The organism is Methylosinus sp. KRF6 (genome assembly GCF_018887255.1).
GTDB classification, from domain to species: domain Bacteria; phylum Pseudomonadota; class Alphaproteobacteria; order Rhizobiales; family Beijerinckiaceae; genus Methylosinus; species Methylosinus sporium.
This window is the reverse complement of sequence record NZ_JAHLJF010000001.1, coordinates 2,815,869-2,838,160: the sequence shown is the minus strand read 5'-3', so window position 1 is coordinate 2,838,160 and position 22,292 is coordinate 2,815,869. Positions and strand designations below refer to the sequence as shown.

21 protein-coding genes and 1 pseudogene are annotated in these 22,292 nt (G+C 66.9%); 9 read left to right on the top strand and 13 right to left on the bottom strand.

Features of this window, described 5'->3' with window-relative positions; translation table 11 throughout:
* Positions 1–2: 2 nt before the first annotated feature.
* Positions 3–611 carry a nicotinamidase gene (locus KP010_RS13555; RefSeq protein WP_108915356.1) on the bottom strand — a complete coding sequence of 203 codons (609 nt, stop codon included), beginning with the start codon at positions 609–611 and terminating at the stop codon, positions 3–5.
* Between the two features lie 26 nt (positions 612–637).
* Here KP010_RS13555 and KP010_RS13550 point away from each other — a divergent pair, with 26 nt between their 5' ends.
* Complete coding sequence (locus KP010_RS13550) at positions 638–1,672, top strand: hypothetical protein (RefSeq protein WP_142862750.1); 1,035 nt, start codon at positions 638–640, stop codon at positions 1,670–1,672.
* Here the strand turns inward: KP010_RS13550 and KP010_RS13545 are convergent.
* The 3 genes from KP010_RS13545 to KP010_RS13535 are packed head-to-tail and all read right to left on the bottom strand — an operon-like array spanning position 1,656 to position 5,199.
* Positions 1,656–3,032 carry a nicotinate phosphoribosyltransferase gene (locus KP010_RS13545; RefSeq protein WP_142862751.1) on the bottom strand — a complete coding sequence of 459 codons (1,377 nt, stop codon included), beginning with the start codon at positions 3,030–3,032 and terminating at the stop codon, positions 1,656–1,658. The genes KP010_RS13550 and KP010_RS13545 overlap by 17 nt on opposite strands.
* On the bottom strand, positions 3,029–4,546 hold the full coding sequence (locus KP010_RS13540; protein WP_142862752.1) for a ribose-phosphate pyrophosphokinase: 1,518 nt from the start codon (positions 4,544–4,546) through the stop codon (positions 3,029–3,031). The genes KP010_RS13545 and KP010_RS13540 overlap by 4 nt, the downstream gene beginning before the upstream one ends.
* Positions 4,543–5,199, bottom strand: coding sequence for a dienelactone hydrolase family protein (locus tag KP010_RS13535; protein WP_246659822.1), 657 nt, complete (start codon positions 5,197–5,199; stop codon positions 4,543–4,545). The genes KP010_RS13540 and KP010_RS13535 overlap by 4 nt, the downstream gene beginning before the upstream one ends.
* Before the next feature lie 119 nt (positions 5,200–5,318).
* Between KP010_RS13535 and KP010_RS13530 the strand changes: the two genes are divergently transcribed.
* The 4 genes from KP010_RS13530 (at position 5,319) to KP010_RS13515 (ending at position 8,218) form a co-directional block, all read left to right on the top strand.
* Positions 5,319–5,885 carry a cold shock domain-containing protein gene (locus KP010_RS13530; protein ID WP_142862754.1) on the top strand — a complete coding sequence of 189 codons (567 nt, stop codon included), beginning with the start codon at positions 5,319–5,321 and terminating at the stop codon, positions 5,883–5,885.
* A 75-nt stretch (positions 5,886–5,960) separates the two neighbouring features.
* Positions 5,961–6,608, top strand: a complete 648-nt coding sequence (locus tag KP010_RS13525; RefSeq protein WP_142862755.1) for a phosphoribosyltransferase — start codon at positions 5,961–5,963, stop codon at positions 6,606–6,608.
* A gap of 12 nt (positions 6,609–6,620) precedes the next feature.
* A complete protein-coding gene (gene ald, locus KP010_RS13520) occupies positions 6,621–7,736 on the top strand; it encodes an alanine dehydrogenase (protein ID WP_142862756.1) in 1,116 nt (371 codons plus the stop codon).
* A 20-nt stretch (positions 7,737–7,756) separates the two neighbouring features.
* Entirely contained in the window at positions 7,757–8,218 is a 462-nt protein-coding gene (locus tag KP010_RS13515) for a YbhB/YbcL family Raf kinase inhibitor-like protein (RefSeq protein ID WP_108915363.1), read from the top strand.
* 9 nt (positions 8,219–8,227) lie between these two features.
* Here KP010_RS13515 and KP010_RS13510 read toward each other — a convergent pair whose 3' ends face one another.
* From KP010_RS13510 to KP010_RS13490, 5 genes are all read right to left on the bottom strand, one after another.
* The gene (locus KP010_RS13510; protein WP_246659823.1) at positions 8,228–8,854 is read right to left on the bottom strand and encodes an LptA/OstA family protein; all 627 of its coding nucleotides are present in this window, start codon (positions 8,852–8,854) and stop codon (positions 8,228–8,230) included.
* A complete protein-coding gene (lptC, locus tag KP010_RS13505; protein WP_142862757.1) occupies positions 8,851–9,552 on the bottom strand; it encodes an LPS export ABC transporter periplasmic protein LptC in 702 nt (233 codons plus the stop codon). The genes KP010_RS13510 and lptC overlap by 4 nt, the downstream gene beginning before the upstream one ends.
* Positions 9,553–9,608: 56 nt before the next feature.
* A complete protein-coding gene (locus KP010_RS13500; protein ID WP_142862758.1) occupies positions 9,609–10,223 on the bottom strand; it encodes a ribonuclease D in 615 nt (204 codons plus the stop codon).
* Positions 10,224–10,303: 80 nt separating this feature from the next.
* A complete protein-coding gene (locus tag KP010_RS13495) occupies positions 10,304–10,777 on the bottom strand; it encodes a CYTH domain-containing protein (protein ID WP_108915367.1) in 474 nt (157 codons plus the stop codon).
* Between the two features lie 19 nt (positions 10,778–10,796).
* A complete protein-coding gene (locus tag KP010_RS13490; RefSeq protein WP_142862759.1) occupies positions 10,797–11,390 on the bottom strand; it encodes a hypothetical protein in 594 nt (197 codons plus the stop codon).
* Positions 11,391–11,499: 109 nt separating this feature from the next.
* Here KP010_RS13490 and KP010_RS13485 point away from each other — a divergent pair, with 109 nt between their 5' ends.
* From KP010_RS13485 to KP010_RS22780, 4 genes and pseudogenes are all read left to right on the top strand, one after another.
* Positions 11,500–13,842 (top strand): tetratricopeptide repeat protein, encoded by a 2,343-nt coding sequence (locus KP010_RS13485; protein ID WP_371824236.1) that lies wholly within the window; start codon positions 11,500–11,502, stop codon positions 13,840–13,842.
* Positions 13,843–13,942: 100 nt separating this feature from the next.
* On the top strand, positions 13,943–15,838 hold the full coding sequence (gene ftsH, locus KP010_RS13480; protein ID WP_142862761.1) for an ATP-dependent zinc metalloprotease FtsH: 1,896 nt from the start codon (positions 13,943–13,945) through the stop codon (positions 15,836–15,838).
* Between the two features lie 617 nt (positions 15,839–16,455).
* Positions 16,456–18,747, top strand: a pseudogene (locus KP010_RS13475) (heavy metal translocating P-type ATPase); the annotation flags it as partial.
* An 87-nt stretch (positions 18,748–18,834) separates the two neighbouring features.
* Complete coding sequence (locus KP010_RS22780) at positions 18,835–19,728, top strand: efflux RND transporter periplasmic adaptor subunit (RefSeq protein ID WP_370464666.1); 894 nt, start codon at positions 18,835–18,837, stop codon at positions 19,726–19,728.
* Between the two features lie 130 nt (positions 19,729–19,858).
* Here the strand turns inward: KP010_RS22780 and KP010_RS13470 are convergent, their stop codons facing one another.
* Genes KP010_RS13470 through KP010_RS13455 form a run of 4 tightly spaced genes read right to left on the bottom strand, consistent with a single transcriptional unit; the run spans position 19,859 to position 22,277 of the window.
* A complete protein-coding gene (locus KP010_RS13470) occupies positions 19,859–20,602 on the bottom strand; it encodes a cytochrome b/b6 domain-containing protein (protein WP_142862763.1) in 744 nt (247 codons plus the stop codon).
* A 28-nt stretch (positions 20,603–20,630) separates the two neighbouring features.
* Positions 20,631–21,122, bottom strand: a complete 492-nt coding sequence (locus KP010_RS13465; RefSeq protein ID WP_142862764.1) for a cytochrome c — start codon at positions 21,120–21,122, stop codon at positions 20,631–20,633.
* A 29-nt stretch (positions 21,123–21,151) separates the two neighbouring features.
* Complete coding sequence (locus KP010_RS13460; RefSeq protein ID WP_166141387.1) at positions 21,152–21,706, bottom strand: peroxiredoxin; 555 nt, start codon at positions 21,704–21,706, stop codon at positions 21,152–21,154.
* A 7-nt stretch (positions 21,707–21,713) separates the two neighbouring features.
* Positions 21,714–22,277 (bottom strand): rhodanese-like domain-containing protein, encoded by a 564-nt coding sequence (locus tag KP010_RS13455; RefSeq protein WP_246659824.1) that lies wholly within the window; start codon positions 22,275–22,277, stop codon positions 21,714–21,716.
* Positions 22,278–22,292 lie beyond the last annotated feature (15 nt).

The window sequence follows — 22,292 nt, the reverse complement described above, 5'->3', positions numbered from 1 at the left end:
GCTCATATCCTCGATAGGTGATCGACATCTTGGGGGGAGCGCGACGACTCGATCACCGTCACGCCCGCGGCGCGCATTTCCGCGCGCGCACTCTCGCCGCCCTCTCGCGTCACCGGACGCGTGGCGGCGCGCAGAACATGTGTCTCGAAGCCGAGCCGCGCGGCGTCGATCGCGCTGCATTTCACGCAGAAATCCTCGGCGAGGCCGACGACGAAAATGCGATCGATCGCGCGTCGGCGCAGCTCCTCGGCGAGGCTGGTGCCGTCGAAATCGGAATATTGCTCGCGCTCGGGACGCTTGGCCTTGGAGACGAACAGCACGCCCGCCGGCAGGCGCAGCTGCGGATGAAATTCCGCGCCTCTGGTGCCACGCACGCAATGCTGCGGCCAATCGCCGCCCTGGGCGGCAAAGCTGATATGATCCGGCGGATGCCAATCGCGCGAGACGATGATCTGCGTTCCCGACTTGCGCGCTTCGTCGACGAGATCATTCACGACGGGAAGAATCTCTTCGGCGTGCGGAACCGCGAGCTTGCCGCCCGAAAAAAAGTCGAGCTGCAGATCGACGATCAGCAGAGCATCGGTCGAGCGCAGCCCTATCTTCTTTCTCATCGCGACCTCCTCCGATGAAGCCGCACATGCTTTCGGACCCCAGCCGAGCACAGATCGATCGCCCGTCTCTCGCCGATGAGCTGAAGCGTCTCGCCGAGCCTTCGGCCTATCCGCACGCGCCCGCGCGCGTCGATCTCCTCGAGACACATATGTCTCACTTGTTCCTCGCGGGAGACCGCGTCTACAAAATGAAGAAGCCGGTGCGCTTCGCCTTCCTCGATTTCTCGACGCCGCTCGCGCGCGAGGCCGATTGCCGCGCCGAGCTGCGGCTCAACCGGCGGCTCGCCCCGGATGTCTATCTCGATGTGGTTCCGCTGACGTTCGACGCGGGAAAATTGTCGATCGGAGGCGAAGGCGAGACCATCGACTGGCTCGTCGTGATGAAGCGCCTGCCCGCCGAGCTGATGCTCGATCGGCTGCTCGCGAGCGGGGACGTCGATACGGGCCGGATAGAGGAGCTCGCGGCGCGACTCGCCGAATTCTACGCAGCCGCCGCGCGCTCGACGATTTCCGAGCGCGATTACATCGCGCGCTTCGTTCGGGAGCAGGCGGAAAACCGCCGCATCATCGCCATGCGCGACTTTGCGCTCGATCATTGCGACGCAAAGGCTGTGCTCGACGAGGCCGATCGGCTGCTCGTCGCGCAAGAGCCGGCGCTCGCGGCGCGCGTGCGCGAAAAGCGCATCGTCGACGGACATGGGGATTTGAGGCCAGAGCATATCTGCTTTTGCGAGCCGCTGGCGATTTTCGATTGTCTCGAATTCAATGATCGATTGCGTCAGGTCGATCCTTTCGACGAGCTCGCCTTTCTCGCTCTCGAATGCGATTTGCTCGGCGCGCCGCAGATCGGCGCGGCGATCGTAGCCGCCACGGCGCAGCGTCTCGGCGGCGCGCCGCCGCCTGCGCTCTTTGCGCTCTATGGCGCCTGTCGCGCGCTTTTGCGCGCGCGTCTTTGTCTCGCTCATCTGCTCGATCCCGCGCCGCGTCGAAAAGAGAAGTGGGAGCCGCTCGCGCGCCGCTATCTCGCGCTCGCGCGCGCGCGCCTCACGAACATCGGGTGAAATGCGGCTGTCTCGCGCGCGGCCACGTCCGCCGCGCCAGAGAGGCCTCTACTTCGCGCTCATATTCGACGAGACGCAGGCTGATCGTCACCGGATAAGGCGAGGCGCAAGGCGCGAGGCCGCGCACATCGGCCGGCAGCCCCGCCATAGCGGCGCGCGCATGGTCGCGAATCTCGGCGAGGCTCGACGGCGCCTTCACGATCTCGCCGTCGCGCATCACGGGCTCGAGCAGCGGAACGCCGGAATAGCGCTCGTCTTCGCGCGCGATGACGTCGCGCACGGCGACGCCGTCGTGGAATTGGCGGAAGATCTGCTTGCGGCCGGGAAGGCTGCGCTTTCCGGGCGAGAGCTTCATGCGTCCTTCGCCGGCGTATTCGACGAGCTTATAGGCGATGTCGAGCGCGGGCGCGTCTGTGGAGGCGGCCATTTCCGTGCCGACGCCGAACAGGTCGATCGGCGCATGGGCGGCGGCGAGGCGATCGATGCGCGCTTCATCGAGTCCGCCGCTGGCGACGATCTCGATATGGGTGAGGCCGGCTTCGTCCAATATGCGCCGCGCCTGCCGCGACAGCGCGAGGAGATCGCCGGAGTCGAGCCGGATCGCATGGACGTCGAAATCCGCACCCATCTCCCGCGCCAGCGCGACGATTTTGCGCACGCTTTCGAGCGTGTCGTAAGTGTCGACGAGCAGCGTGGTTCGGGGAAAAATGCGGGCGTAGGCCTCGAAGGCGGCGGCCTCTGAAGGACAGGCCTCGACGAAGCTGTGCGCCATTGTTCCGGCGACGGGAATTTTATGCGCGCGGCCGGCGGCGAGATCGGAGGTCGCGGCGACGCCGGCGATATGAAAGGCCCGTGCGCCTTTCACGGCGGCGTCGAAGCCCTGCGCGCGGCGCGCGCCGAAATCGACGATCGCGCGTCCCCGCGCGGCGAAGACCATGCGCGCCGCCTTGGAGGCGAGCATCGTCTGCAGCCCGATCTGATTGAGGATCAGCGTCTCGACGATCTGCGCTTCGCCGATCGGCGCCGTGACTTCGAGTATGGGCTCATTGGCGAAGACGGGCGTTCCCTCGGGCAGCGCGCGAATGTCGCCAGTGAATCGCAATCGTGCGAGCCAGTCGAGAAACTCCGCCGGAAATGAGCCAAGCGAAGCGAGATAGCGCAAATCGTCGTCGTCAAAGCGAAGCGCTCGCAGCTCTTCGAGCAGATCGGCGAGGCCGCAGGCGAGCAGGAAATTGCGCTCCTGCGGCAGGCGCCGGACAAAGAGGCCGAAGCTGGCGCGGCGCTCCGCCATGCCGAGCTCGAAATAGGCGCGCAACATGGCGATCTCATAGAGATCGACGAAGAGAGCAGAGGCCGTCATGGGGCGCCTTTCGGACCAGCGTCGAGCAATTCGTCTATGGAGCCGCCGCTGTGCAGACAGACGATCGCTTCGGCGAGCAGCGTCTCGACGCCGAGCGTGACGAGACGTCCACGCAGACGCAGCGCGGCGGCCTCGCTCGGCGCGACAGTGTCGGTGACGACGATCTCCTCGATCGGCGCCTCGCGCAGCGCGGCCTCGGCGTCGCGCGCGAATAGCGCATGGGTCGCGGCGAGAAATATGCGCGTCGCGCCATTGGCTCGGCAGGCGCGCGCGGCGCGCGCCATGGTGGCGCCGCTGCTGATGAGATCGTCGAGAATGACGACGGCGCGGCCGGCCACATCGCCGGCAAAAATCTCGCCGGTGATCTCGCCCATGCTGCGATGCTTGTCCATGAAGCCTTTGGCGACCGGCCGCGCGAGAATGGTCTCCAAGCGCTGCCGAAACAGCTCGGCGCGCTTCTCGCCGCCGAGATCCGGCGAGACGACGGCGACCGGATCGCCGCCGAGCCGATGCGCGAAATAGCGCGCGAACAAGGCTTGCGCGTCGAGCGCGACGCTTTCGATGCGGAAGGCGTTCTCGAAGGCCGCGACATTATGCGCGTCTATGGTCGCGATGCGATCGGCGCCGACGCTCTCCAGCAATTGCGCGACATAGCGCGTCGCGACGGGATCGAGCGGCTTGGTGCGGCGATCCTTGCGCGCATAGCAGAGATAGGGCGCGACGACGGTGATGCGCGCGGCGCCGGCGTCGCGCAGCGCGCCGATGAAGAAGAGAAGGCGCAGGAGCTTGTCGGCGCCGCTGTCGCCCGTCTCGCCCTCGAGGCTCGAGAGGACATAGACATCCTTGTCGCGCACGCCGACGAGCGGCCGGACCTTGCGCTCGCCGTCCTCAAATCGGCGCTCTTCATGCGGCGCGAGCGAGCAGCCCATTTCATGCGCGATTCGTTCGCCGAGCGCGCGGCTCGAGCCGAGCGCGAATAGGAGGATTTGCTCGTCGCTCTCAGGGAGCGGCTCGCGCGACGGCGCCGGCGTTTCATAGCGCTCTATGTTCAGCGCGCCCAGCACGGCGCCGAGCGTTCCGTCGGCGAGCGCGAGCGGCGCGGCGAGGAGCTCGACGCCGGCGCGATCGCGGCCTTTTGCGACGAGCGTGAATTCGACGAGCGCCGGCTCGCCGGCGCGCAGGACTTCGTCGAAGAGCCGGCGCAGGCGCACGGCGCCGCGTCGATTGGGCGCTTCGCTCAAGCGCGCGCCGTCCGCCACCGCGCCGAGCAGGGCGGCGGCCGCCTTGGCGCCGATGACGATCTCATAATCGCGCGCGTCGGGAACGGCGCGAAAGGCGAAGCCGCAATGGCGGAGATCCGCGACGACATCGGCGAAGGTCGGAGCGACGCCGCGGCGCGACGTCAGCCAATGGTCGAGCGCGTGCTTCGTCTGAACGCCGATCGGCCGCGGCGCGAAATCGAGGCGCTCGAAGAGACGCTTCAGAAAGGGTCGCGTCTCGGCCAGCGTCGTCATGCGAACCTCTCGCTGTGATCGCGCCGCGTCAGCTTCTCGGCGAACCATGTCGCGGCCAGCGCGACGACCTGCTCCAGAGTTCCAGGCTCCTCGAACAAATGTGTCGCTCCGGGCACGATGTCGAGGCGGGCGTCGGGCAGACGTCCCGCGGCCGTGCGATTGAGATTAAGAACTTGCGAATCGCGGCTGCCGACGATGAGCAATGTCGGCGCGTGCGCTCGCGCCAAAGCCTCGCCCGCGAGATCGGGCCGACCGCCGCGCGAAACGATCGCCTGCACGTTTTGCGGACGCTCCGCCGCCGCCATGAGCGCCGCCGCCGCGCCCGTGCTCGCGCCGAAGAGGCCGATCGGCAATTCACAGAGCAGAGGCTCGTCCGCAGCCCAGTCGATCGCCTCGACGACGCGCTCGGCGAGCAGAGGGATGTCGAAGACATTGCGGCGATCCTGCGCTTCGGCCTCGGTCAGGAGATCCAGCAGCAGCGTCGCAAAGCCGCGCTCATGTAATGCTGCGGCGACGAAGCGGTTGCGCGGGCTGAATCGCGAGGAGCCCGAGCCATGGACGAAAATCACCAGTCCGCGCGCCTGTTGCGGAATGGCCAGCGCAGCGCCGAGGCGATACTGGCCGATGGCGACCTCCGATTCCACGATGGTCATGACGCGCATCCTTCATCGTCGCTGCCGCGTATGATGCGCTCTCGCGCCCGCCCTATCTAACTATCGCGCCGCCGCGCGAGCGTCGGCGAAATTCGCGTCACGAGGACGGAGGCTCGGCCATGCAGACGACGCCCGAAATCGACTTTCAAGGCATGGAGGCTTCGCCGCAGGCGCAGGCGCGCGTCGCGCGCCATATAGACGAGCTCGAGACGCGCTTCGGCCGCGTCACCGCCTGCCGCGTCGTGGTCAAGGCGCCGAGCGCGCGCCATCAGACGGGTGGGCAATATGAGATCAATATTCGTCTCGCTCTGCCGGATGGGCGCGAGGCGATCGTCGAGCGCACGCCGCCCGAGGACGAGCGCTATCAGGATTTCGACTTTGCGCTGAATGACGCCTTCAAGCGCGCGCGGCGGCGCTTGCAGGATCAGGTTCGTCGGCTCGAGGGGCATGTGAAGCAACATGCCGAGCCGGCGATCGGCGTGGTGCGACGGCTGATGCGCGAGGACGGCTATGGATTCTTAGAAGGCGAAGATGGACTCGAACTCTATTTTCACCGCAATAGCGTCGAAGGCGCGGGATTTGCAGCGCTCGAGCGCGGCGATCGCGTGCGCTATGTGCCTGAAGACGGTGAGAAAGGCCCGCAGGCGAGCGCAGTGCGGCCGCTCGGCGAACGGGCGCCTTCGTGAGCGTGCGGCCTTCGCATCGGCGCGGCGCTCGATTATATCGAGCGCGTCGCGCATTTCCGCCGGAGCCGCTACGCCATGCCGTTTCGTGATCGTGACGACGCCGGTCGTCGCCTCGCCGATGCGCTCGGCGCCTATGCGGGAGAAGCGGCTGTGGTCTATGCGTTGCCGCGCGGCGGCGTTCCCGTCGCCGCGCATATCGCAGAGCGGCTGAAGGCGCCGCTCGATCTCGTGCTGGTGCGCAAGATCGGCGTTCCCTATCAGCCAGAGCTCGCCATGGGCGCGCTCGCCGATGGCGGCGCGCCGATCATCGTGCGCAATGAGGATGTGATCGCCGCGGCGGAAGTGACAGAGTCGGTCTTCCAGGCCGTTTGCGCGCGCGAGCGCGCCGAGATCGAGCGGCGGCGCGAAGCCTATCTCGGCGGCAGGGCGCGGCCCGATCCGGCCGGCAAGCTCGCCGTCGTCGTCGACGACGGCGTCGCCACCGGCGCGACGACGCGCGCCGCGCTGCGCGCCGTGCGCGCGCTGCATCCGCGCAAGCTCATTCTCGCTATTCCCGTCGCGCCGACCGATGCGCTCGCCGCATTGCGTCACGAAGCCGACGCGATCGTCTGCCTCGAACATTATCGGGACTTCGGCGCGATCGGATTTTTCTATGAGAATTTTCATCAAGTCGACGATGAAGAGGTGATCGCCGTTCTCGATCGCTTCACGCCGCTTTCATGATGGGAGACGCTGATGCGCGTCGGCGCGCCGAGGGAAGTCAAGGACAATGAGTTTCGCGTGGCGTTGACGCCGGCGGGCGTCTATGAGCTCGTCCAGCGGGGCCATTTCGTCATGGTGGAGCGCGGCGCCGGCGTCGGCGCCGGGATTTCCGACGGCGAATTTCAGACGGCGGGCGCAGCTCTCGTCGAGGGGCCGGAGTCGATTTTTTCCTCCGCCGATCTCATCGTGAAAGTGAAGGAGACGCAGCCGCAGGAGCGCGCGCGCTTGCGGCCGGGGCAGTTGCTGTTCGCCTATCTGCATCTCGCCGCCGATCGCGCGCAGGCGCAAGAGCTCATGATTTCCGGCGCGATCTGCATCGCCTATGAGACAGTGACGTCGCCCTTCGGCGGCCTGCCGCTGCTCACGCCGATGTCCGAGATCGCCGGGCGTCTCGCGCCGCAGGCGGGCGCGCGCTGTCTCGAAAAATCCATGGGCGGGCGCGGCGTGCTGCTCTCCGGCGCGCCGGGCGCGCCGCCGGCGGAAGTGGTGATTCTCGGCGCCGGAACAGTGGGAACGCAGGCGACGATGATCGCGCTCGGCATGGGCGCGAGCGTCATCGTCGCCGATCGCGGTGCCGAGCCGTTGCGGCGCCTCTCCGCGCGCTTCGGCTGCGCGGCGCGCACGATATTCTCGACGCCGACGGCGATCGCAGAGCTCGTGCGCCGCGCCGATCTCGTCATCGGCGCCGCGCTCATTCCAGGCGCGGCGGCGCCCAAGCTCGTCAGCCGCGGCATGATCGCAGGCATGAAAGCCGGCGCGGTCATCGTCGATGTGGCGATCGATCAGGGCGGCTGCTGCGAGACGTCGCGGCCGACGACGCATAGCGATCCGACCTATGTCGTCGACGGCGTCGTTCATTATTGCGTGACCAACATGCCCGGCGCCGTGCCGCGCACCTCCACTTTCGCGCTCGCCAGCGCGACTTTGCCTTTCGTGCTGGCGCTCGCCGACAAAGGGCTCGGCGCATTGCGCGACGATCCTCATCTCGCTGCGGGCCTCACAGTGGCGCGCGGCGCGATCGTCAACGCCTCCGTCGCCGCGGCGCTCGGCCTGGCTTTCACGCCGGCGGAAGCGTTTTTGAAAGCTTGAGGTTCCACGAGGAGCGTCACATGCGGTTGCAATCGTCCGCCTTCGCCCATGGCGAAGAGATCCCCCGCAAATACACCTGCGACGGCGCCAATGTCTCGCCGCCGCTGAGCTGGAGCGGCGCGCCCGCGAATACGAAGAGCTTCGTTCTGCTCTGCGACGATCCCGACGCGCCGGCGGGCGTCTGGCGTCATTGGGCGGTCTATGATCTCTCGCATGACGCCGCCGGGCTGCCCGAGGGCGCCGGGCGTCCCGGGCCGCAGCGCGGCTTCTCGCAAGGGATCAATGATTTCGACGGTTCGGGCTATGGCGGGCCCTGTCCGCCGCCGCGCCATGGCGCGCATCGCTACCGCTTCCGCCTGATGGCGCTCTCGACGGCCTCGCTGCCGGTGGCGCGCAAGGAGCCGAGCTGTCTCGAGGTGGAGCGCGCCGCCAATGAGGCCCTGCTCGAGGAGACGGCGCTCGTCGGCGTCTATCGGCGCTGAGAGCTGGGCTCAGTCGGCGCGGCGCTCCGCGGCGGGGGCCTGCTCTTTTTTCTCCTTCTTCTCGCCCTTGGCCTCGCCGGGCGTGAAGATGCTGCGCACGCGCTGGCCGGGCTTTTCGATCACCGTCGCCTGGCCTGTCGAGGTGTCGTAGATGAGCTTGTCGCCTTTCACGACGCTGTCGCCCTGCGTGAGCGTCACATTGCCGATGAGATAGACCTTATTGTCGTTGCGGTCGTAGCTGCCGCGGTCGCCGGTTCCGATCTGGTCCTTGGAGACGAGCGTCACCGGCCCTTCCGCGTCGATGTGGCGAACGCGGTCGCTGCCGCCATTGCCCTCCTGGCCCTGCTGCGCCTTGTCCAGCAGCAGAATGAGGCGAGAGGCCTTCAGCGTGGACGGGCCGTTCACGACGACGACGCCGCCCGAATAGACGAGCTTCTGCTCCTTGTCGAAATAGTCGAGCTTGCCCGCATCTATGTCGACCGGATCCTTGGCGCTGGAGCCGGGGAGAATGCCGCCGGAGCGGCCTTTGGCGGCGATTGGCGCAGCGGCCAGAAGCGCGGCCATGGCGACGGGGAGGACAATGACTTTGAGGGAGCCGATTTTCATGGAGACGATTTTCATAGAGACGATTTTCATGGAGCCGATCCTTGCGCCGCGCCGGTCTCCGCGTCGTCGTCGCCGGGCAGCGTCGTATGCACGGCGCCGGAAAATGTCGCGCGCCGCTCGTTCTGCGAGAATTCGACCGATCGCGCCGTCACGATCGATTTGTCCAACGTCAGCCTCGTGGGCTGGTCCGAGGTGACGATATTGCCGCGAAAGTCGATGACGGCGGCGTCGGTGCGCAAGTCGTAATGCTTGCCGTCATAGAGGTGGGCGCCGCCGGAGAGATTGGCGCGGTCCTTCTTGGCGTCATAGAGGCCTTTTTCCGCCGTCAGCACGACATTGGACTCGTTGTCGCTCTGTATGCGCACTTCGAGCCGCTCCAGCTCGAACACATCGGGCTTGGCGATATCCTGCACGCCGGTGCGGGCGCGCAGCTCATAGGGGCGGCCGTCCTTGCGATAGCCGACGAGCTTGGGGCTCTCTATGGTGATGCGCGTGCCCTCTGTGGCAATGCGCGAAAAGCGCAGATCGGCCGGCAGAAAGCGCAGCGAATGGAAGGCGACGCCCACGGCCACGGCGGCGATGATCGCGCCGCTGCCCCACAGCAGCCAGCGCCGCAGCCGGGCGACGCGCTGCGAATGGCGCCGCGCCTGCGGAATGGCGTCGCGGCGGGGGGCGATGATGGAGGCGAGCCGATCGCGTCTATCGGTCGGCGGCGATGCGTCGTTCATTCGGTCCCTGCTCGAGCCCCGCGAGATAACGCCGGCCGCATGGCGAATTCGAGGCGTCATTCATGCGAGAAAATATCTGTCTCCGGCCAGCCCGCGAGATCGAGCCGCGCGCGCGTCGGCAGAAAGTCGAAGCAGCGGGCGGCGAGATCGACGCGCCCCTCGCGGGCCAGCGTGGCGTCGAGCTTCTCGCGCAGCGCGTGGAGATAGAGCACGTCGGAGGCCGCATAGGCGAGCTGGGCGTCCGAGAGCGTCGCCGCGCCCCAGTCGGAGGATTGCTGCTGCTTGGAGATTTCCACGCCGAGCAATTCGCGCACGAGATCCTTCAGCCCATGCCGATCCGTATAGGTGCGGGTGAGCTTGGAGGCGATCTTGGTGCAATAGACGGGCTCCGCCGTCACGCCGAAGGTCTTGGCGAGGATAGCGATGTCGAAGCGCGCGAAATGAAAGAGCTTCAGCACTTTCGGGTCGGCCAGCAGACGCGTCAGATTGGGCGCGGCGGTCTGGCCCGGGGCGATGCGCACGAGATCGGCGTCGCCGTTCCCGCCGGAGAGCTGGACGAGGCAGAGCCGGTCGCGATGCGGATTGAGGCCGAGCGTTTCCGTATCGATGGCGACGACGGGGCCGAGATCGGCGCCGTCCGGCAGGTCGCCCGAATGCAGGCGGATGGTCATGGCTTTTGATTCGCTTTCTCGAGGGAGAGCGAGCTTTAGCCGATTTCCGGGGGTTTTGTCGAAGCGGGGCGGCCCGCGGCCTATGGCGCGTCCCAATAGCCGAAGGGCCGTTTGGACAATTCCGAGTTGAAATAGCGCGGATCGCCCGAGACTTCGCGGCCGAGCCAGCCGGGGCGGTCGAAAATCTCCTCCTCCGAGCCGAGCTCGATCTCGGCGACGATCAGACCGTCATTCTCGCCCTGGAACACGTCGACGGTCCAGATATGGCCGCCGAAAACCTCCTCATAGCGCGTCTTCTCGATGAGCGGGCGCTCGCAGAGGCGATCGAGCATGAGCTGCGCATCCTCGACGGGAATGGGATATTCGAATTCCGAGCGGGTGACGTTGGACGTGCGGCCCTTGATCGTCAGAAAGGCGGCGCCGCCAGCGGTGCGCACGCGCACCACGCGATCCTCGACGCGCGAGAGATAGCCCTGGCGAAAGGCGACGCCGTCGTTGCGCGGCCGCCACAGCTCGCGCGTCACCAGAAATTTTCGCTCGATCTCCACGCCCATTCCATCCTCCTCCTCGTGATCAGCTCGCCAGAGCGGCGGCGCGTTCGACGCCTTTGGGAAAATTCACATTGACCCGCGGATCGGCGTCGAGGGCGGCGAGCGCTTCGGCGAGCCGCCGCTCGTCCGCGCTCTCGAGCGCGACGCTCTCCATCGGCGCGGGGCCGATCTGCAATCGCACGAATTCCGCCGCGCAACCGTGAAAGCAAAAGCGCAGACGCGATTTTCGCACCGCGACGGCGCGCAGAGCGGGGCAAGGGGCGACGACCTCCTCGAGAAAATGCGCCTCGTCGTAGGCGCTGCGATCGAGACGGCTCGGCGGCAGCGCCAGAGCGGCGGCGGCGGCCGCCAGACGCTCCGCCGTCAGCGGAAACGCCGCTCTGAAAGCCGGCTCCCATAATTCCAATCCGTCGTCGACGCGCAGCAGACGCTTCACCTCGAGCGCCGCGTCGCGAATCTTGGCCGAATGCGGCGTCAGCGCGTTCAGCAGATAGATTTCGTCGCTGCGGCGCGGCGGGCTCGTCGGCGAGCCGAGCCTGGCCTCCAGCGCCGCGAGATCGGCGCCGAAGATGCGCCATTCCCAGCGGGGAGCCGCATTCGGCTGGAGCGCGTCCATTGGACCTCTCACTCTCACGGCGAGCGCCGCCGGCGAACGACCTACCGAGGCTTGCAATGTCGCCTCGCGTCCCACCGACATCTAGCGCGGCGCAGAGCATGGCGCATTCATTCGCGTTTCAGAAACACGCCGAACAAGCTGGCGCAACAGCTATGGCCGAGATAGAGCAAAGATTGCGATCCAGCCCGATTCGGGCGCGACCGACGCGGGACGATTCGCGACGCTCATGAACGATGTTACGCCGGATTCGGCTTTTCGAGAGGCGCGCGCGCGCCATGAGGCGGGCGAGGTCGAGGAAGCGGCCGCGCTCTATCGCGGCGTTCTCGCTTCGCATCCGAGACATGCCGACAGCCTGCATCTTCTCGGTCTGCTCGAGGTGGAGCGCGGCGCGATGGAGGCCGGCCTCTGCTTGATCGACGAGGCGATGGCGATCGCGCCGGGCCATGCGATCTATCACCACAGCCGCGCGCTCGCGCTGCGCTCGCTCGGGCGGCGCGACGAGGCGGTGGAGGATTATCGCGCCGCCGTGGCGCTGCGTCCGGGCTCGGGCGAGCTGCATTGCAATCTCGCCATCGCGCTGGCCGAGCTCGGCCGCCGCGCGGAAGCCGCCAGGCATTACGCCGAGGCCGCGCGCTGCGCGCCGGACCGGCCGGAAATCTGGTACAATCTCGCCAATGCGCTGGCCGAGATCGGACCGGCCGCGCAGGCGGAAGCGGCATTTCTGCGCGCCATAGAGCTCGAGCCGCGGCTCGTCGAGGCGCAAGGCAATTTCGGCGCCTGGCTGATGCGGCGCGGACGCTGGAGCGAAGCGGCGACGCGGCTCTCGATCGCCGTTCGTCTCGCGCCCGGCGACGCCGCTTATTGGAACAATCTCGCCGTCGTGCTTCAAGAGCTCGGCCGCCATACGGAAGCGATCGTCTGCTATGAGAGCGCGCTCGCGCTGAAGCCCGACCTGTCCGACGCGCATTATAATCTCGGCTGCCTGCTGCATCTCGAGGGACGCACGGATCACGCGGTCGCACGTCATCGCGCCGCGATCGCGGCCGATCCGCGTCACGGCGGCGCGCGCATCGCGCTCGCAATGGCCGAGCTGCCGATCCTCTATGACACGCAGGAGGAGATCGCCCTGCGCCGCGCGCGCTATGCGCAAGCGCTCGATCGTCTCGCCGAGTCTTCGCAGGATGCAATGATCGCCGCCACGCTCGCGCCGGCGATCGGCGCGACGCAGCCCTTCTTCCTTCCCTATCAGGGCGAAGACGATCGAAAATTGCAGACGCTCTATGGCGAATTCGCCTGCCGCGTTCTGGCGCGGGCCTATCCCGCGGCGCCGCTCGCCGCGCCGCCGGCGGCCGGCGAGCGCATACGCGTCGGCATAGTGAGCGGCTTCTTCTGCCGTCACACGGTTTTTCGTCTCTTTCTCGAGAGCTGGATCGCCGAGCTCGACAGCACGCGCTTCGAGCTCATCGGCTTTCATACGGGCAAGACCGAGGACGCCGACACGATTCGCGCCGCGCAGGCCTGCGAGCATTTTCCGCGCGAGCCTTCGACGCCAGAAGGCTGGCGCGACGCCATCGTCGCCGCCACTCCGCATGTTCTGCTCTATCCCGAGATCGGCATGGATCCCGTGTCCGGCTGGCTGGCGGCGCAGCGTCTCGCGCCCGTGCAATGCATGGCCTGGGGCCAGCCCGAGACGAGCGGACTGTCGACGATCGATTATTTTCTGTCGAGCGCGCTGATGGAGCCGGACGGCGCCGAACGCTTCTATACGGAGCGCCTGGCGCCTATGCCCAATCTCGGCCTGCATTATACGGCGGAGACGCTCGCGCCGCAAAAGCTCGACCGCACGCTCTTCGGCGCGGAGCCCTATGCGCCGATCTTCTTCTCGGGACAGGCGCTCTACAAATATCTGCCCTGCTACGACGCCGTCTTTCCGCGCATCGCCGCCGCGGTCGGTCCGTGCAAATTCCTCTTCATCGCCTTCGCCAAGAGCGAGGCGGTGACGGCGGCGTTTCGCGCGCGGATGGAGCGCGTCTTCGCCGCGGCGGGGCTCCGTGCGGACGACCATTGCGTGATCCTGCCGCAGATGCCGCAGGAGCTGTTCATCGCGGCCGCGGCCGCTTCCGACGTCATTCTCGACACGCCCGGCTGGTCGGGCGGCCGCTCGACGCTCGACCTGCTCGGCGCCGATCGCCCGATCGTGACGCTGCCGGGCGATTTCATGCGCGGGCGCCATACGGCGGCGATATTGCGCCGCATCGGCTGCGAGGAGACGATCGCCTCTTCGCTCGACGATTATGTCGAGATCGCCGTGCGCCTGGGACGCGACCGCGCCGCGCGCGCTTCGCTCGCCGGCTTCGTCGCCGCGAACAAGCACAGGGCTTTCGAGGATATGGATTACATCCATGCGCTCGAGGATTTCCTCGAGGCCGCGGCGCGCGGGCGCCTCGTCTGAGCGTGCGGTCGTCGCGGAGTGGATAAGCTCGCGTCGGCGCCTATATGTAAACGGCTCGCCTCTCCGTGCGAGCCACATAGAGCGACGACGAGGCCCGACGATGGAGAAGCCCCCGAAAGACAAGGCTTGGTCTTTTCACATCGCCTATTTTCTTCTGGCGCTGACCGGCGTGCTCATATTGCAGCAGATGTGGACAGTCTATCGCCAGACCGAGGTGGTTCCCTATAGCGAGTTCCAGACCCTTCTGCGCGACAGCAAGATCGCCTCGGTCGAGGTCGGCGCCGACATCATGCGCGCGACTCTGAAGGAGCCAATGAAGGATGGCCGCAAGCAGATCGTCGCCGTGCGCGTGCCGACCGACGTCGCCGCGGAGCTGGAGGCGGCGAAGGTCCAATATTCCGGCGTCGTCGAAAACACATGGGTTTCGACTCTGCTCTCCTGGGTCGTGCCGATCGCGCTGTTTTTTCTCGTCTGGAGCTATTTGTCGCGCCGCATGACGCAAGGTCTCGGCTCGGTCATGCAGATCGGCCAGAGCCGCGCCAAGATTTTCGTCGAGACGGATGTGAAGGTCGGCTTCGCCGATGTCGCCGGCGTCGACGAGGCGAAGGAGGAATTGCAGGAGATCGTCGCCTTTCTGAAAGATCCCAAGACTTATGGGCGTCTCGGGGCGCGCGTTCCCAAAGGCATTCTTCTCGTCGGCCCGCCCGGCACCGGCAAGACCCTGCTCGCCCGCGCCGTGGCGGGCGAGGCGGGCGTGCCCTTCTTCTCCATCACCGGCTCGGAATTCGTGGAGATGTTCGTCGGCGTCGGCGCCGCGCGCGTGCGCGATCTCTTCACGCAGGCGCGCGCCTCCGCGCCCTGCATCATCTTCATCGACGAATTGGACGCGCTCGGCCGCGCGCGCGGAATCTCCGGCCTTTCCGGCGGGCATGACGAGAAGGAGCAGACGCTCAATCAATTGCTCGCCGAATTGGACGGATTCGATCCTTCTTCCGGCGTCGTGCTGCTCGCCGCCACCAATCGGCCCGAGGTGCTCGATCCGGCGCTGCTGCGCGCCGGGCGCTTCGATCGGCAGATTTCTGTCGATCGGCCGGACAAGATCGGCCGCGCCGCGATTCTCGGGGTGCATTTGCGCAAGATCAAGCTCGGCGCCGATATCGATCCCGCGCAGATTGCGGCGATGACGCCGGGCTTCACCGGCGCCGATCTCGCCAATCTCGTCAATGAGGCGGCGACATTGGCGACGCGGCGGCGCGCGGTCTCGGTGACGTTGGACGACTTCACTTCTGCGATCGAGCGCGTGATCGCGGGGCCGGAGAAGCGCAATCGCCTGCTGCATCCGCGCGAGCGGCGCATCGTCGCCTATCACGAGATGGGCCATGCGATCGTCGCCATGGCGCTGCCGGATATGGACCCGATCAAGAAGGTCTCGATCATTCCGCGCGGCATGGGCGCGCTCGGCTATACGATGCAAATGCCGACCGAGGATCGCTATCTGATGACGCGCTCGGAGCTGATGAATCGCATGACGGTTCTGCTCGGCGGCCGCGCGGCGGAGATGAATGTGTTCCACGAGGCGACGACCGGCGCCGCCGACGATCTGCAACGCGCCACCGAAATGGCCCGCTCCATGGCGACGCGCTACGGCATGGAGCCCGCGGTCGGTCAGGCCTCCTATATCGCGGAGCGGCCGCGCTATCTCGACATCGGCGATCTCGGCCAGCGCTCTGAGGCGAGCGAGGAGACCAGCGCCCGCATCGACCGCGCCGTGCGGGAGCTGGTGAACGACGCTTTCATCCGCGCGACTGGGATTTTGAAGGCGTGCGCGAGCATTCATGAGGAGTCGGCGAAGCGGCTGCTCGATAAGGAGACCTTTTCGGAGGAGGAGTTGGAGCCGATCCGCGCGGAGGTGGAAGCGAGCCTGAAGACTCGCGGTCCGATCCGCTCCCCGGACCGCGAGCCTTCAGGCTCGCTTTCCGCGGCGAGCGGCGAGTGACCGCTTTCCTCGGAGCCGCCTCCCGTTCCGCCATCCGCTTCCTGGTGTCGCCTGCGTAGGCGGGCATGGCTGCTGGCGTCCAAGCTGAGGATCGTAGAGGAAGCGAGCGCGCGCCGACGCGCCATAGTCATTAGAGCCGCATCGCGCTAAGTTGGCGGCGCGAGGGCTCCGGCTCGACGAATTTGCCGGGCAGCGCTCGCAAAGCGTGACGACCGCTCGCGATCGAAGGTCTTCGGGCTTTCGAATCCGCTCGCTACGAAGGAGCCGCCTTTCCGGGTTTCACCGCCCGGACTCATTGAAGCATCGAAATGGTCATTGTCGAGCTCCGTAGCAGGGGCTGCGCCTTTCGCCGAGCGTCTGCTGCGTCTGTCCAATGCAGAAGCGGCGGCTCGAGGCGGCGCTGCGAAGCTCGATCTTCGCGACGGGCCTCGCCTTATTGGCGTTCCGAGTTGCAAAAGGATATTTCAACCGGGTGGGTCGTGCGCGAGCCGCCTTTCAGACCTCGATCGTGGGAGGATTCGCAGCTGCGGCGGCCTTCGGATCGGCTCGTGCTTTCGGTCGAGCCGCTCTTCGGCGATCCGCGCGCGGGTCCGTCGCGACGTTTCGGCGTGGACAGAATGAGTCCGACAGCGAAAGAACGGTTCTGGCGCCGAGCCCTGATCCTATTTTCCCTCGCATCTTTGATGGCGGGCCTCGTCGTCGCTTTCATCGGATCGCCCGGCGTCGCGCGCTGGATCTGGGCCGCGGGCGCGGTCCCAGTTGCAGCGAGCCTCGCCATCGCGATCATTCGCGACCTTCGCGCCGGGCGCACCGGCGTCGACGCCATCGCCTTTCTGTCCATGGCGGCGGCCTTGGCGCTCGGCGAGACGCTGGCCGGCGTGATCGTGGCCGTCATGTATGCGGGCGGCAATGTGCTGGAGGATCTCGCCGTCGGGCGCGCCGAGCGCGATTTGAGATCGCTGGTCGATCGCGCTCCTCGCTCCGCCCATCGGCGCGTCGCGCAAGAGATCGAGGACGTCCCCATCGATGCGATCCGGGTCGGCGACATGCTGCTGGTCCGCGCCGGCGAGGTCGTCCCGGTCGATGGCCAGATCGCCAGCTCGGAAGCCTCGCTCGACGAATCGGCGGTGACGGGCGAGCCACTGCCGGTCATTCGCCACGCCGGCGAAGCCGTGCTGAGCGGAACCGTGAACGCCGGCGAAGCCTTCGAGATGCAGGCCTCCGCTCTGGCGGGGGAGAGCGCTTACGCCGGCATCGTCGCTCTGGTGACGGCGGCGCAGAGCGCCAAGGCCCCCTTCATGCGGATGGCGGATCGCTATGCGCTGCTGCTCTTGCCCGCCGCGCTCCTGGTCGCCGGCGCCGCATGGGCGCTCTCGCAGGACCCGGTTCGCGGCTTGGCTGTGCTCGTCGCAGCGACGCCCTGTCCTTTGATCCTCGCCGCGCCGGCGGCTTTCATCGCGGGCGCCTCTCAGGCCGCGCGGCGCGGCATATTGATCAAAGGGGGCGGGCCTCTGGAGGCGCTCGCCCGCACCCGCACAGTCATGTTCGACAAGACCGGGACGCTGACGGTCGGCGGCGCGCGGCTCGTCGCGATCGAGACGGCCCCGGACGAGGCGCAAGATGAAGCGCTGCGGCTCGCCGCCTCGCTCGAGCAGGCGTCTCATCATGTAATCGCCGCCGCCATCGTCTCCGCCGCGACGCAGCGGGGCCTCGCGCTGCAGGTTCCGCGCAATGTCCGCGAGACGCTCGGGACCGGAATCGCAGGCGAGGTCGAGGGCGCCGCGCTGCGCGTCGGCTCCCTTTCATTCGTTCACCAGGGGACGCCCGTCGCGGACTGGGCGGCCCGCGCCGCGCGTCGCGCCTCCTGGCGCTCCGCTCTCACGGTCTTCATATCCGTGGACGGACGGCCCATCGCCGCGCTGCTGCTCGCCGACGAGCTTCGCCGCGAAGCGCCGCGCGCGGTTCGCGCCCTTCGCGACATCGGCGTCTCGAAGATCATCATGGTGACGGGCGATAGGCCGGACGCGGCCGAAACGATCGCGGCGGCTCTCGATCTCGACGCCGTGCTCGCCGACAGAGTCCCCTCCGATAAGGTCGACGCTGTCGCGATGGAGCAGCGGCTCGCGCCGACTCTGATGGTCGGCGACGGAATCAATGACGCCCCCGCTTTGGCTGCCGCCGATGTCGGGGTCGCCATGGGCGCGCGCGGCGCCAGCGCCTCCTCGGAGGCCGCCGACGTCGTCATTCTCGTCGATCGCATCGACAGCGTGCCGGAGGCGGTGGCCATCGCGCGCCGCACCCGCGCCATCGCACTTCAAAGCATAGTGGTCGGGATGACGCTGTCCGGCGTGACGATGGCCGCCGCCGCTTTCGGTTTCGTGACCCCGGTCGCTGGAGCGCTGATCCAGGAGGCGATCGACATCGCCGTGATCCTCAATGCGCTGCGCGCGCTCGGCCCCGGCGTCGCCGCTGGCCGAACGCCGATGCCGGAGACCGCCGCGCGCGCCTTGCGGAAGGGCCATGAAGAAATCACAGCGTGTCTCGATCGCCTGCGGCAGATCGCCGACGCATTGGACGAGGCGCCGCCGCAGCGCGCGGCCGATTATATCCTCGAGGCCGATCGGCTCGTCGGCGAGACGATCCTCGCGCATGAGCGCGAGGACGAGAGCGCCATCTATCCGCGCATTTCGAGCTTTCTTCCGGACGGCGCGGCGCTCGGCGCCATGAGTCGCGCCCATCGCGAGATTCGTCACCAGGCGAGGCTCCTGGCGCGCCTGTCGGACGGACTGCGCGACAATGAGCCCGACAAATATGCGATCCGCGACGGGCAGCGCATCATCGAGTCGATCGAAGCTCTTGCGCGCCTGCACAATGCGCAGGAGGAGGACATTTACGAGCAGGCGGCTTCGCCGCCGCTCGGTCGGGAGCGAGCTCGGACTATCGAACGCGCGAGAACCGAAGGAGCCGCGTCGGCGCTCGACCGGGTCTCGGACGCGATGCGCGGCGCGAGATGGCGCCGACGGCTGGCGCTCGGCGCGCTCGCGCTCGCGATCATGCTGGGAAGCGTCTGGCTCTATGGCCGGTGGGGGAGCCCCTTTCGTTCGCCGTCGGTGACGGCGGAAGGCGTCGTCGAGGCGATCGGCGCGACGCCGATCGAGACGCGTATTTCGGGAAGGATCGAAGCGGTCTATTGCGATCGTGGAACCAAGGTCGTGGCGGGCCAGATCTGCGCCGAGATCGATCCTGGGCCGTATCGGACCATCGCCTCGCAGAGCAAGGCCGATCTCACCTCGGCGACACGCCGGCTCGAGCAGGCGAAGGCCCATCTGGCGCGCGTCAGGAAGCAGATCGAAAGCGGCCGGCCGAAGGCCCGTTTTATGACGATGCTCGAAGCGGCGCAGCGACGCGTGGCGGCGGAGGAAGAGTCCTACGCCTCGAGCCGCGCGGCTCTGCGCGCAGCGGAAGACGATCTCGCCCGAACGAAGATCGCGGCACCGGTCGCGGGAACAGTGGTCGCGCGTGACGCGGAGGTCGGACAAACGGTCGGCGACGCGCACAAGGCGCTTTTCCTCGTCTCCACCGACCCCGGCGTCGTGAAGATCGACGCGATCCTGCATGAAGCGGACGAGATAGGAGAGGTGAGAATCGGAAGCCCCGCGACCTTCGTCGTCGCGTCTCTCCCGAAACGCGTCTTCTCCGGACAAGTGACGCAAATCTCCAGGCTGGCGCCCGGCGCCGCCAAAGCCGCTTCATATAGGATCGTTCTCGACGCTCCCAATGCGGACTTGCTGCTCGCACCAAAAATGACCGCGACCATCGCCATCGAGCCGGAAAAAAACGCGCCATCATTTCATCGCCCGAGCGGCGTCGAACCACGTCCCATCGAATGACGACGCCTGGCGCCGCTGTCTCGCTCCATTCTTGTCGAACTCGGGGCGCAGGTCGATTTCCGCTGCGGCGGGCTCGACGCCGGACGCCGCAGCGCCGGCGCTTTTTCGTCGCCGCGGCGCCGCTCTCTGCTCAAAACCCATCGCCCCCGGCGCCGACGACAGGCGCGAGCGAGGTCAGCGCGGCGAGCGCGAGAGCGACGAGAAGCAGCAACAGCGCCGCCAGCGGCAGGCGGGAGCTCGTGATCTCATCCTTCGGATGGACGGATTCGGCGCGCTTATAGCCGGTGATCATGGCGCGCACGAGGTTTTCGCGCTTCACCGCCAGATAGGCGATCACCGCCGCGACATGAATGAAAACCGCGGCCGCCAGCACATAGAAACCCCTCTTGTGCAGAGAGGTGAGCAGAAGGCTCGTCTCCTTGCTCACCGCGCTGGCGAAGGGGCCGACATTGAAAATCTCGTCATTGGCGAACAGCCCCATCGTCGCCTGCGCCAATAGGCCGAGCAGCAGAGCGACGACCATCAGCGCGCCGAGCGGATTGTGCCCGGGGTAGAGCGGCGCCTCGTTACGCAAAAGGCGACGCCCATAGAGCCACGCCTCTCGCGGATGCCGCAGAAAGCTCGCGAATCGCGCGTGCTCGGCGCCGAACAGGCCCCAGAGCGCGCGAAAGACGACGAGCGTGAGGACGGCGTAGCCGAATCGCACATGCCAATCGAACCAGGCGACTCCGAGCCTGTTGGTCACATAGGCGCCGATGAAGGAGACGACGAGCGACCAGTGGAACAGCCGCAAAGGCAGATCCCACACCAGCCGCCGTTCTTTCGATTGCGCGGCCGCCCCTGTGTCGGGCGGCCTGTCGATTACTGCTGTCATTCGTCTCGTCGCGCTGTCGCGTTCGGGCTCACTTCGCCTTGTAGGAGTCGTGACAGCCCTTGCAGTCCTGGCCGAGGTTCGCCACCGCGGTCTTGAAGGCTTCGGTCGCGCCTTTCTCCTTGGCGACCGTCTCCGCGAAGATGCGGGCGTCGTCCTTGAATTTGGCGAGCTTCTTGTCGAAATCCGCCTTCTCTTTCCAGACCTCCGGCTTCGCCTTGCTGTCCGGCTCGCCGACATTGGAAATCTCGGGGAAGGATTCGTCGAGAAACTCTGCGAGATAAGCGATGCGCGCGGCGCGCTTCTTCGCCTCGGCCTCGTCATAGGGGGCGTTGCCCCTGGCGACGGCGCCGAACCAGCGGAAGAAATTGCCGATGAGCGTGAATTCCGCCTTGCGATTCTCGACCGCGATTTTCGCCGGAGAGGGGCCGGGCGCCTGCGCATCGGCCGTGCTTATCGCAACGCAAGCGGCGACGAGCGCGCCGCCGACGAGCGCGCGCGCGGTATTGAAATGCCGACTCATATTCGTCCCTTTATGCAGAGGTTGGGCTTTCAGTGCTTGTGGCTGTCCCGCCATTGTCGTACGAATTGCAGCGTTTGTGAGACATGCTCGAGCGGATCGGCGCTCACAAAGGTCGAGCCGATCTTGCCGTCCGGCGTCACGACATAGGAGATGCGGTCCGAGACCGCGGCGCCATTCTGCGCCGGGCGGTCGCGCTTGGCGTCATAGGCGTCGATGATGGAGAAATTCGGGTCCGCGGCGACGGGGAATTTGTCGCGGCACTCCTTGGTGGAGAATTCGCGCTGCGTCGCGATCGAATCGGCGGAAACGCCGATCAGCGATGCGCCGGCCGCGGCGAAATTGTCGTAATTTTCGGCGAACTCATGCGCTTCTATCGTGCAGCCGCGCGTGAAGGATTTGGGGTAGAAATATAGGACCACGGGTCCTTTCTTCAGCGCCTCGGCCAAAGAGAAGACGAAGTCCTTTCCGCCGATCGCGGCCGGCGCGCTGAAATCGGGCGCGGCGGCGCCCGTCTTCAGAGCGGCAGAGGCGGGAGAAGCGGCGAACGCCGCCAGCATCGCCGAGAGAATTGCAGATTTACGCATCTTCGCCTCACTTGGCGCTATTGGCCGGCGCCGCAGCGGCGGCCGTCGGCGCCGGGGGCTCGATCTTGGTCAGAACTCCGCCCTCGTCCTGATAGTCCCGCACGCCGATCGCGCCGACGACATGATAGCCGAGCCCGGCGAGAATATCGCCCACGGCGCCGGCCCGATGCGCGCGATTGGAGACGGTGACGATCAGCCGGTCGCGCGGAATGAAGGAGAGATATTTCTGAATGTCTTTCGTCTGAATGCTCAGATAGGCGGGGAAGCCGCCGATCTTGGTCAGTTCGTCGGGCCGGCGAATGTCGAGAACCAGCAGCGTCTCCGGCTTCGCCAGCAGCGCGTCGAAGGCGGCGCGATTGAGGCGCAGCGTCTTATAGGTATAGGCCGGATCGTTCTGCGGCGTGACGGGCGCGGCGGCTGCAGGAGCAGCGGGCGCAAGAGCAGCAGGCGCTGTAGCCGCGGGCGCAGGAGCAGCGGGCGTCGCCGCCTGCTGCGCAAAGGCGCCGGCGGCGAATAGCGCCGTCGAGGCGGCGCCGAGCGCGAGGCCGAGGAAGAGCGTCGTGGCTTTCATAGCGTGTCCTATCCG

Excerpts from the sequence above, each read along its gene's own strand:
- KP010_RS13555 (WP_108915356.1), bottom strand. The coding sequence starts at position 611 with ATGAGAAAGAAGATAGGGCTGCGCTCGACCGATGCTCTGCTGATCGTC.
- KP010_RS13550 (WP_142862750.1), top strand. The coding sequence starts at position 638 with ATGCTTTCGGACCCCAGCCGAGCACAGATCGATCGCCCGTCTCTCGCC.
- KP010_RS13545 (WP_142862751.1), bottom strand. The coding sequence starts at position 3,032 with ATGACGGCCTCTGCTCTCTTCGTCGATCTCTATGAGATCGCCATGTTG.
- KP010_RS13540 (WP_142862752.1), bottom strand. The coding sequence starts at position 4,546 with ATGACGACGCTGGCCGAGACGCGACCCTTTCTGAAGCGTCTCTTCGAG.
- KP010_RS13535 (WP_246659822.1), bottom strand. The coding sequence starts at position 5,199 with ATGACCATCGTGGAATCGGAGGTCGCCATCGGCCAGTATCGCCTCGGC.
- KP010_RS13530 (WP_142862754.1), top strand. The coding sequence starts at position 5,319 with ATGCAGACGACGCCCGAAATCGACTTTCAAGGCATGGAGGCTTCGCCG.
- KP010_RS13525 (WP_142862755.1), top strand. The coding sequence starts at position 5,961 with ATGCCGTTTCGTGATCGTGACGACGCCGGTCGTCGCCTCGCCGATGCG.
- ald (WP_142862756.1), top strand. The coding sequence starts at position 6,621 with ATGCGCGTCGGCGCGCCGAGGGAAGTCAAGGACAATGAGTTTCGCGTG.
- KP010_RS13515 (WP_108915363.1), top strand. The coding sequence starts at position 7,757 with ATGCGGTTGCAATCGTCCGCCTTCGCCCATGGCGAAGAGATCCCCCGC.
- KP010_RS13510 (WP_246659823.1), bottom strand. The coding sequence starts at position 8,854 with ATGAAAATCGTCTCTATGAAAATCGTCTCCATGAAAATCGGCTCCCTC.
- lptC (WP_142862757.1), bottom strand. The coding sequence starts at position 9,552 with ATGAACGACGCATCGCCGCCGACCGATAGACGCGATCGGCTCGCCTCC.
- KP010_RS13500 (WP_142862758.1), bottom strand. The coding sequence starts at position 10,223 with ATGACCATCCGCCTGCATTCGGGCGACCTGCCGGACGGCGCCGATCTC.
- KP010_RS13495 (WP_108915367.1), bottom strand. The coding sequence starts at position 10,777 with ATGGGCGTGGAGATCGAGCGAAAATTTCTGGTGACGCGCGAGCTGTGG.
- KP010_RS13490 (WP_142862759.1), bottom strand. The coding sequence starts at position 11,390 with ATGGACGCGCTCCAGCCGAATGCGGCTCCCCGCTGGGAATGGCGCATC.
- ftsH (WP_142862761.1), top strand. The coding sequence starts at position 13,943 with ATGGAGAAGCCCCCGAAAGACAAGGCTTGGTCTTTTCACATCGCCTAT.
- KP010_RS22780 (WP_370464666.1), top strand. The coding sequence starts at position 18,835 with ATGCGCGGCGCGAGATGGCGCCGACGGCTGGCGCTCGGCGCGCTCGCG.
- KP010_RS13470 (WP_142862763.1), bottom strand. The coding sequence starts at position 20,602 with ATGACAGCAGTAATCGACAGGCCGCCCGACACAGGGGCGGCCGCGCAA.
- KP010_RS13465 (WP_142862764.1), bottom strand. The coding sequence starts at position 21,122 with ATGAGTCGGCATTTCAATACCGCGCGCGCGCTCGTCGGCGGCGCGCTC.
- KP010_RS13460 (WP_166141387.1), bottom strand. The coding sequence starts at position 21,706 with ATGCGTAAATCTGCAATTCTCTCGGCGATGCTGGCGGCGTTCGCCGCT.
- KP010_RS13455 (WP_246659824.1), bottom strand. The coding sequence starts at position 22,277 with ATGAAAGCCACGACGCTCTTCCTCGGCCTCGCGCTCGGCGCCGCCTCG.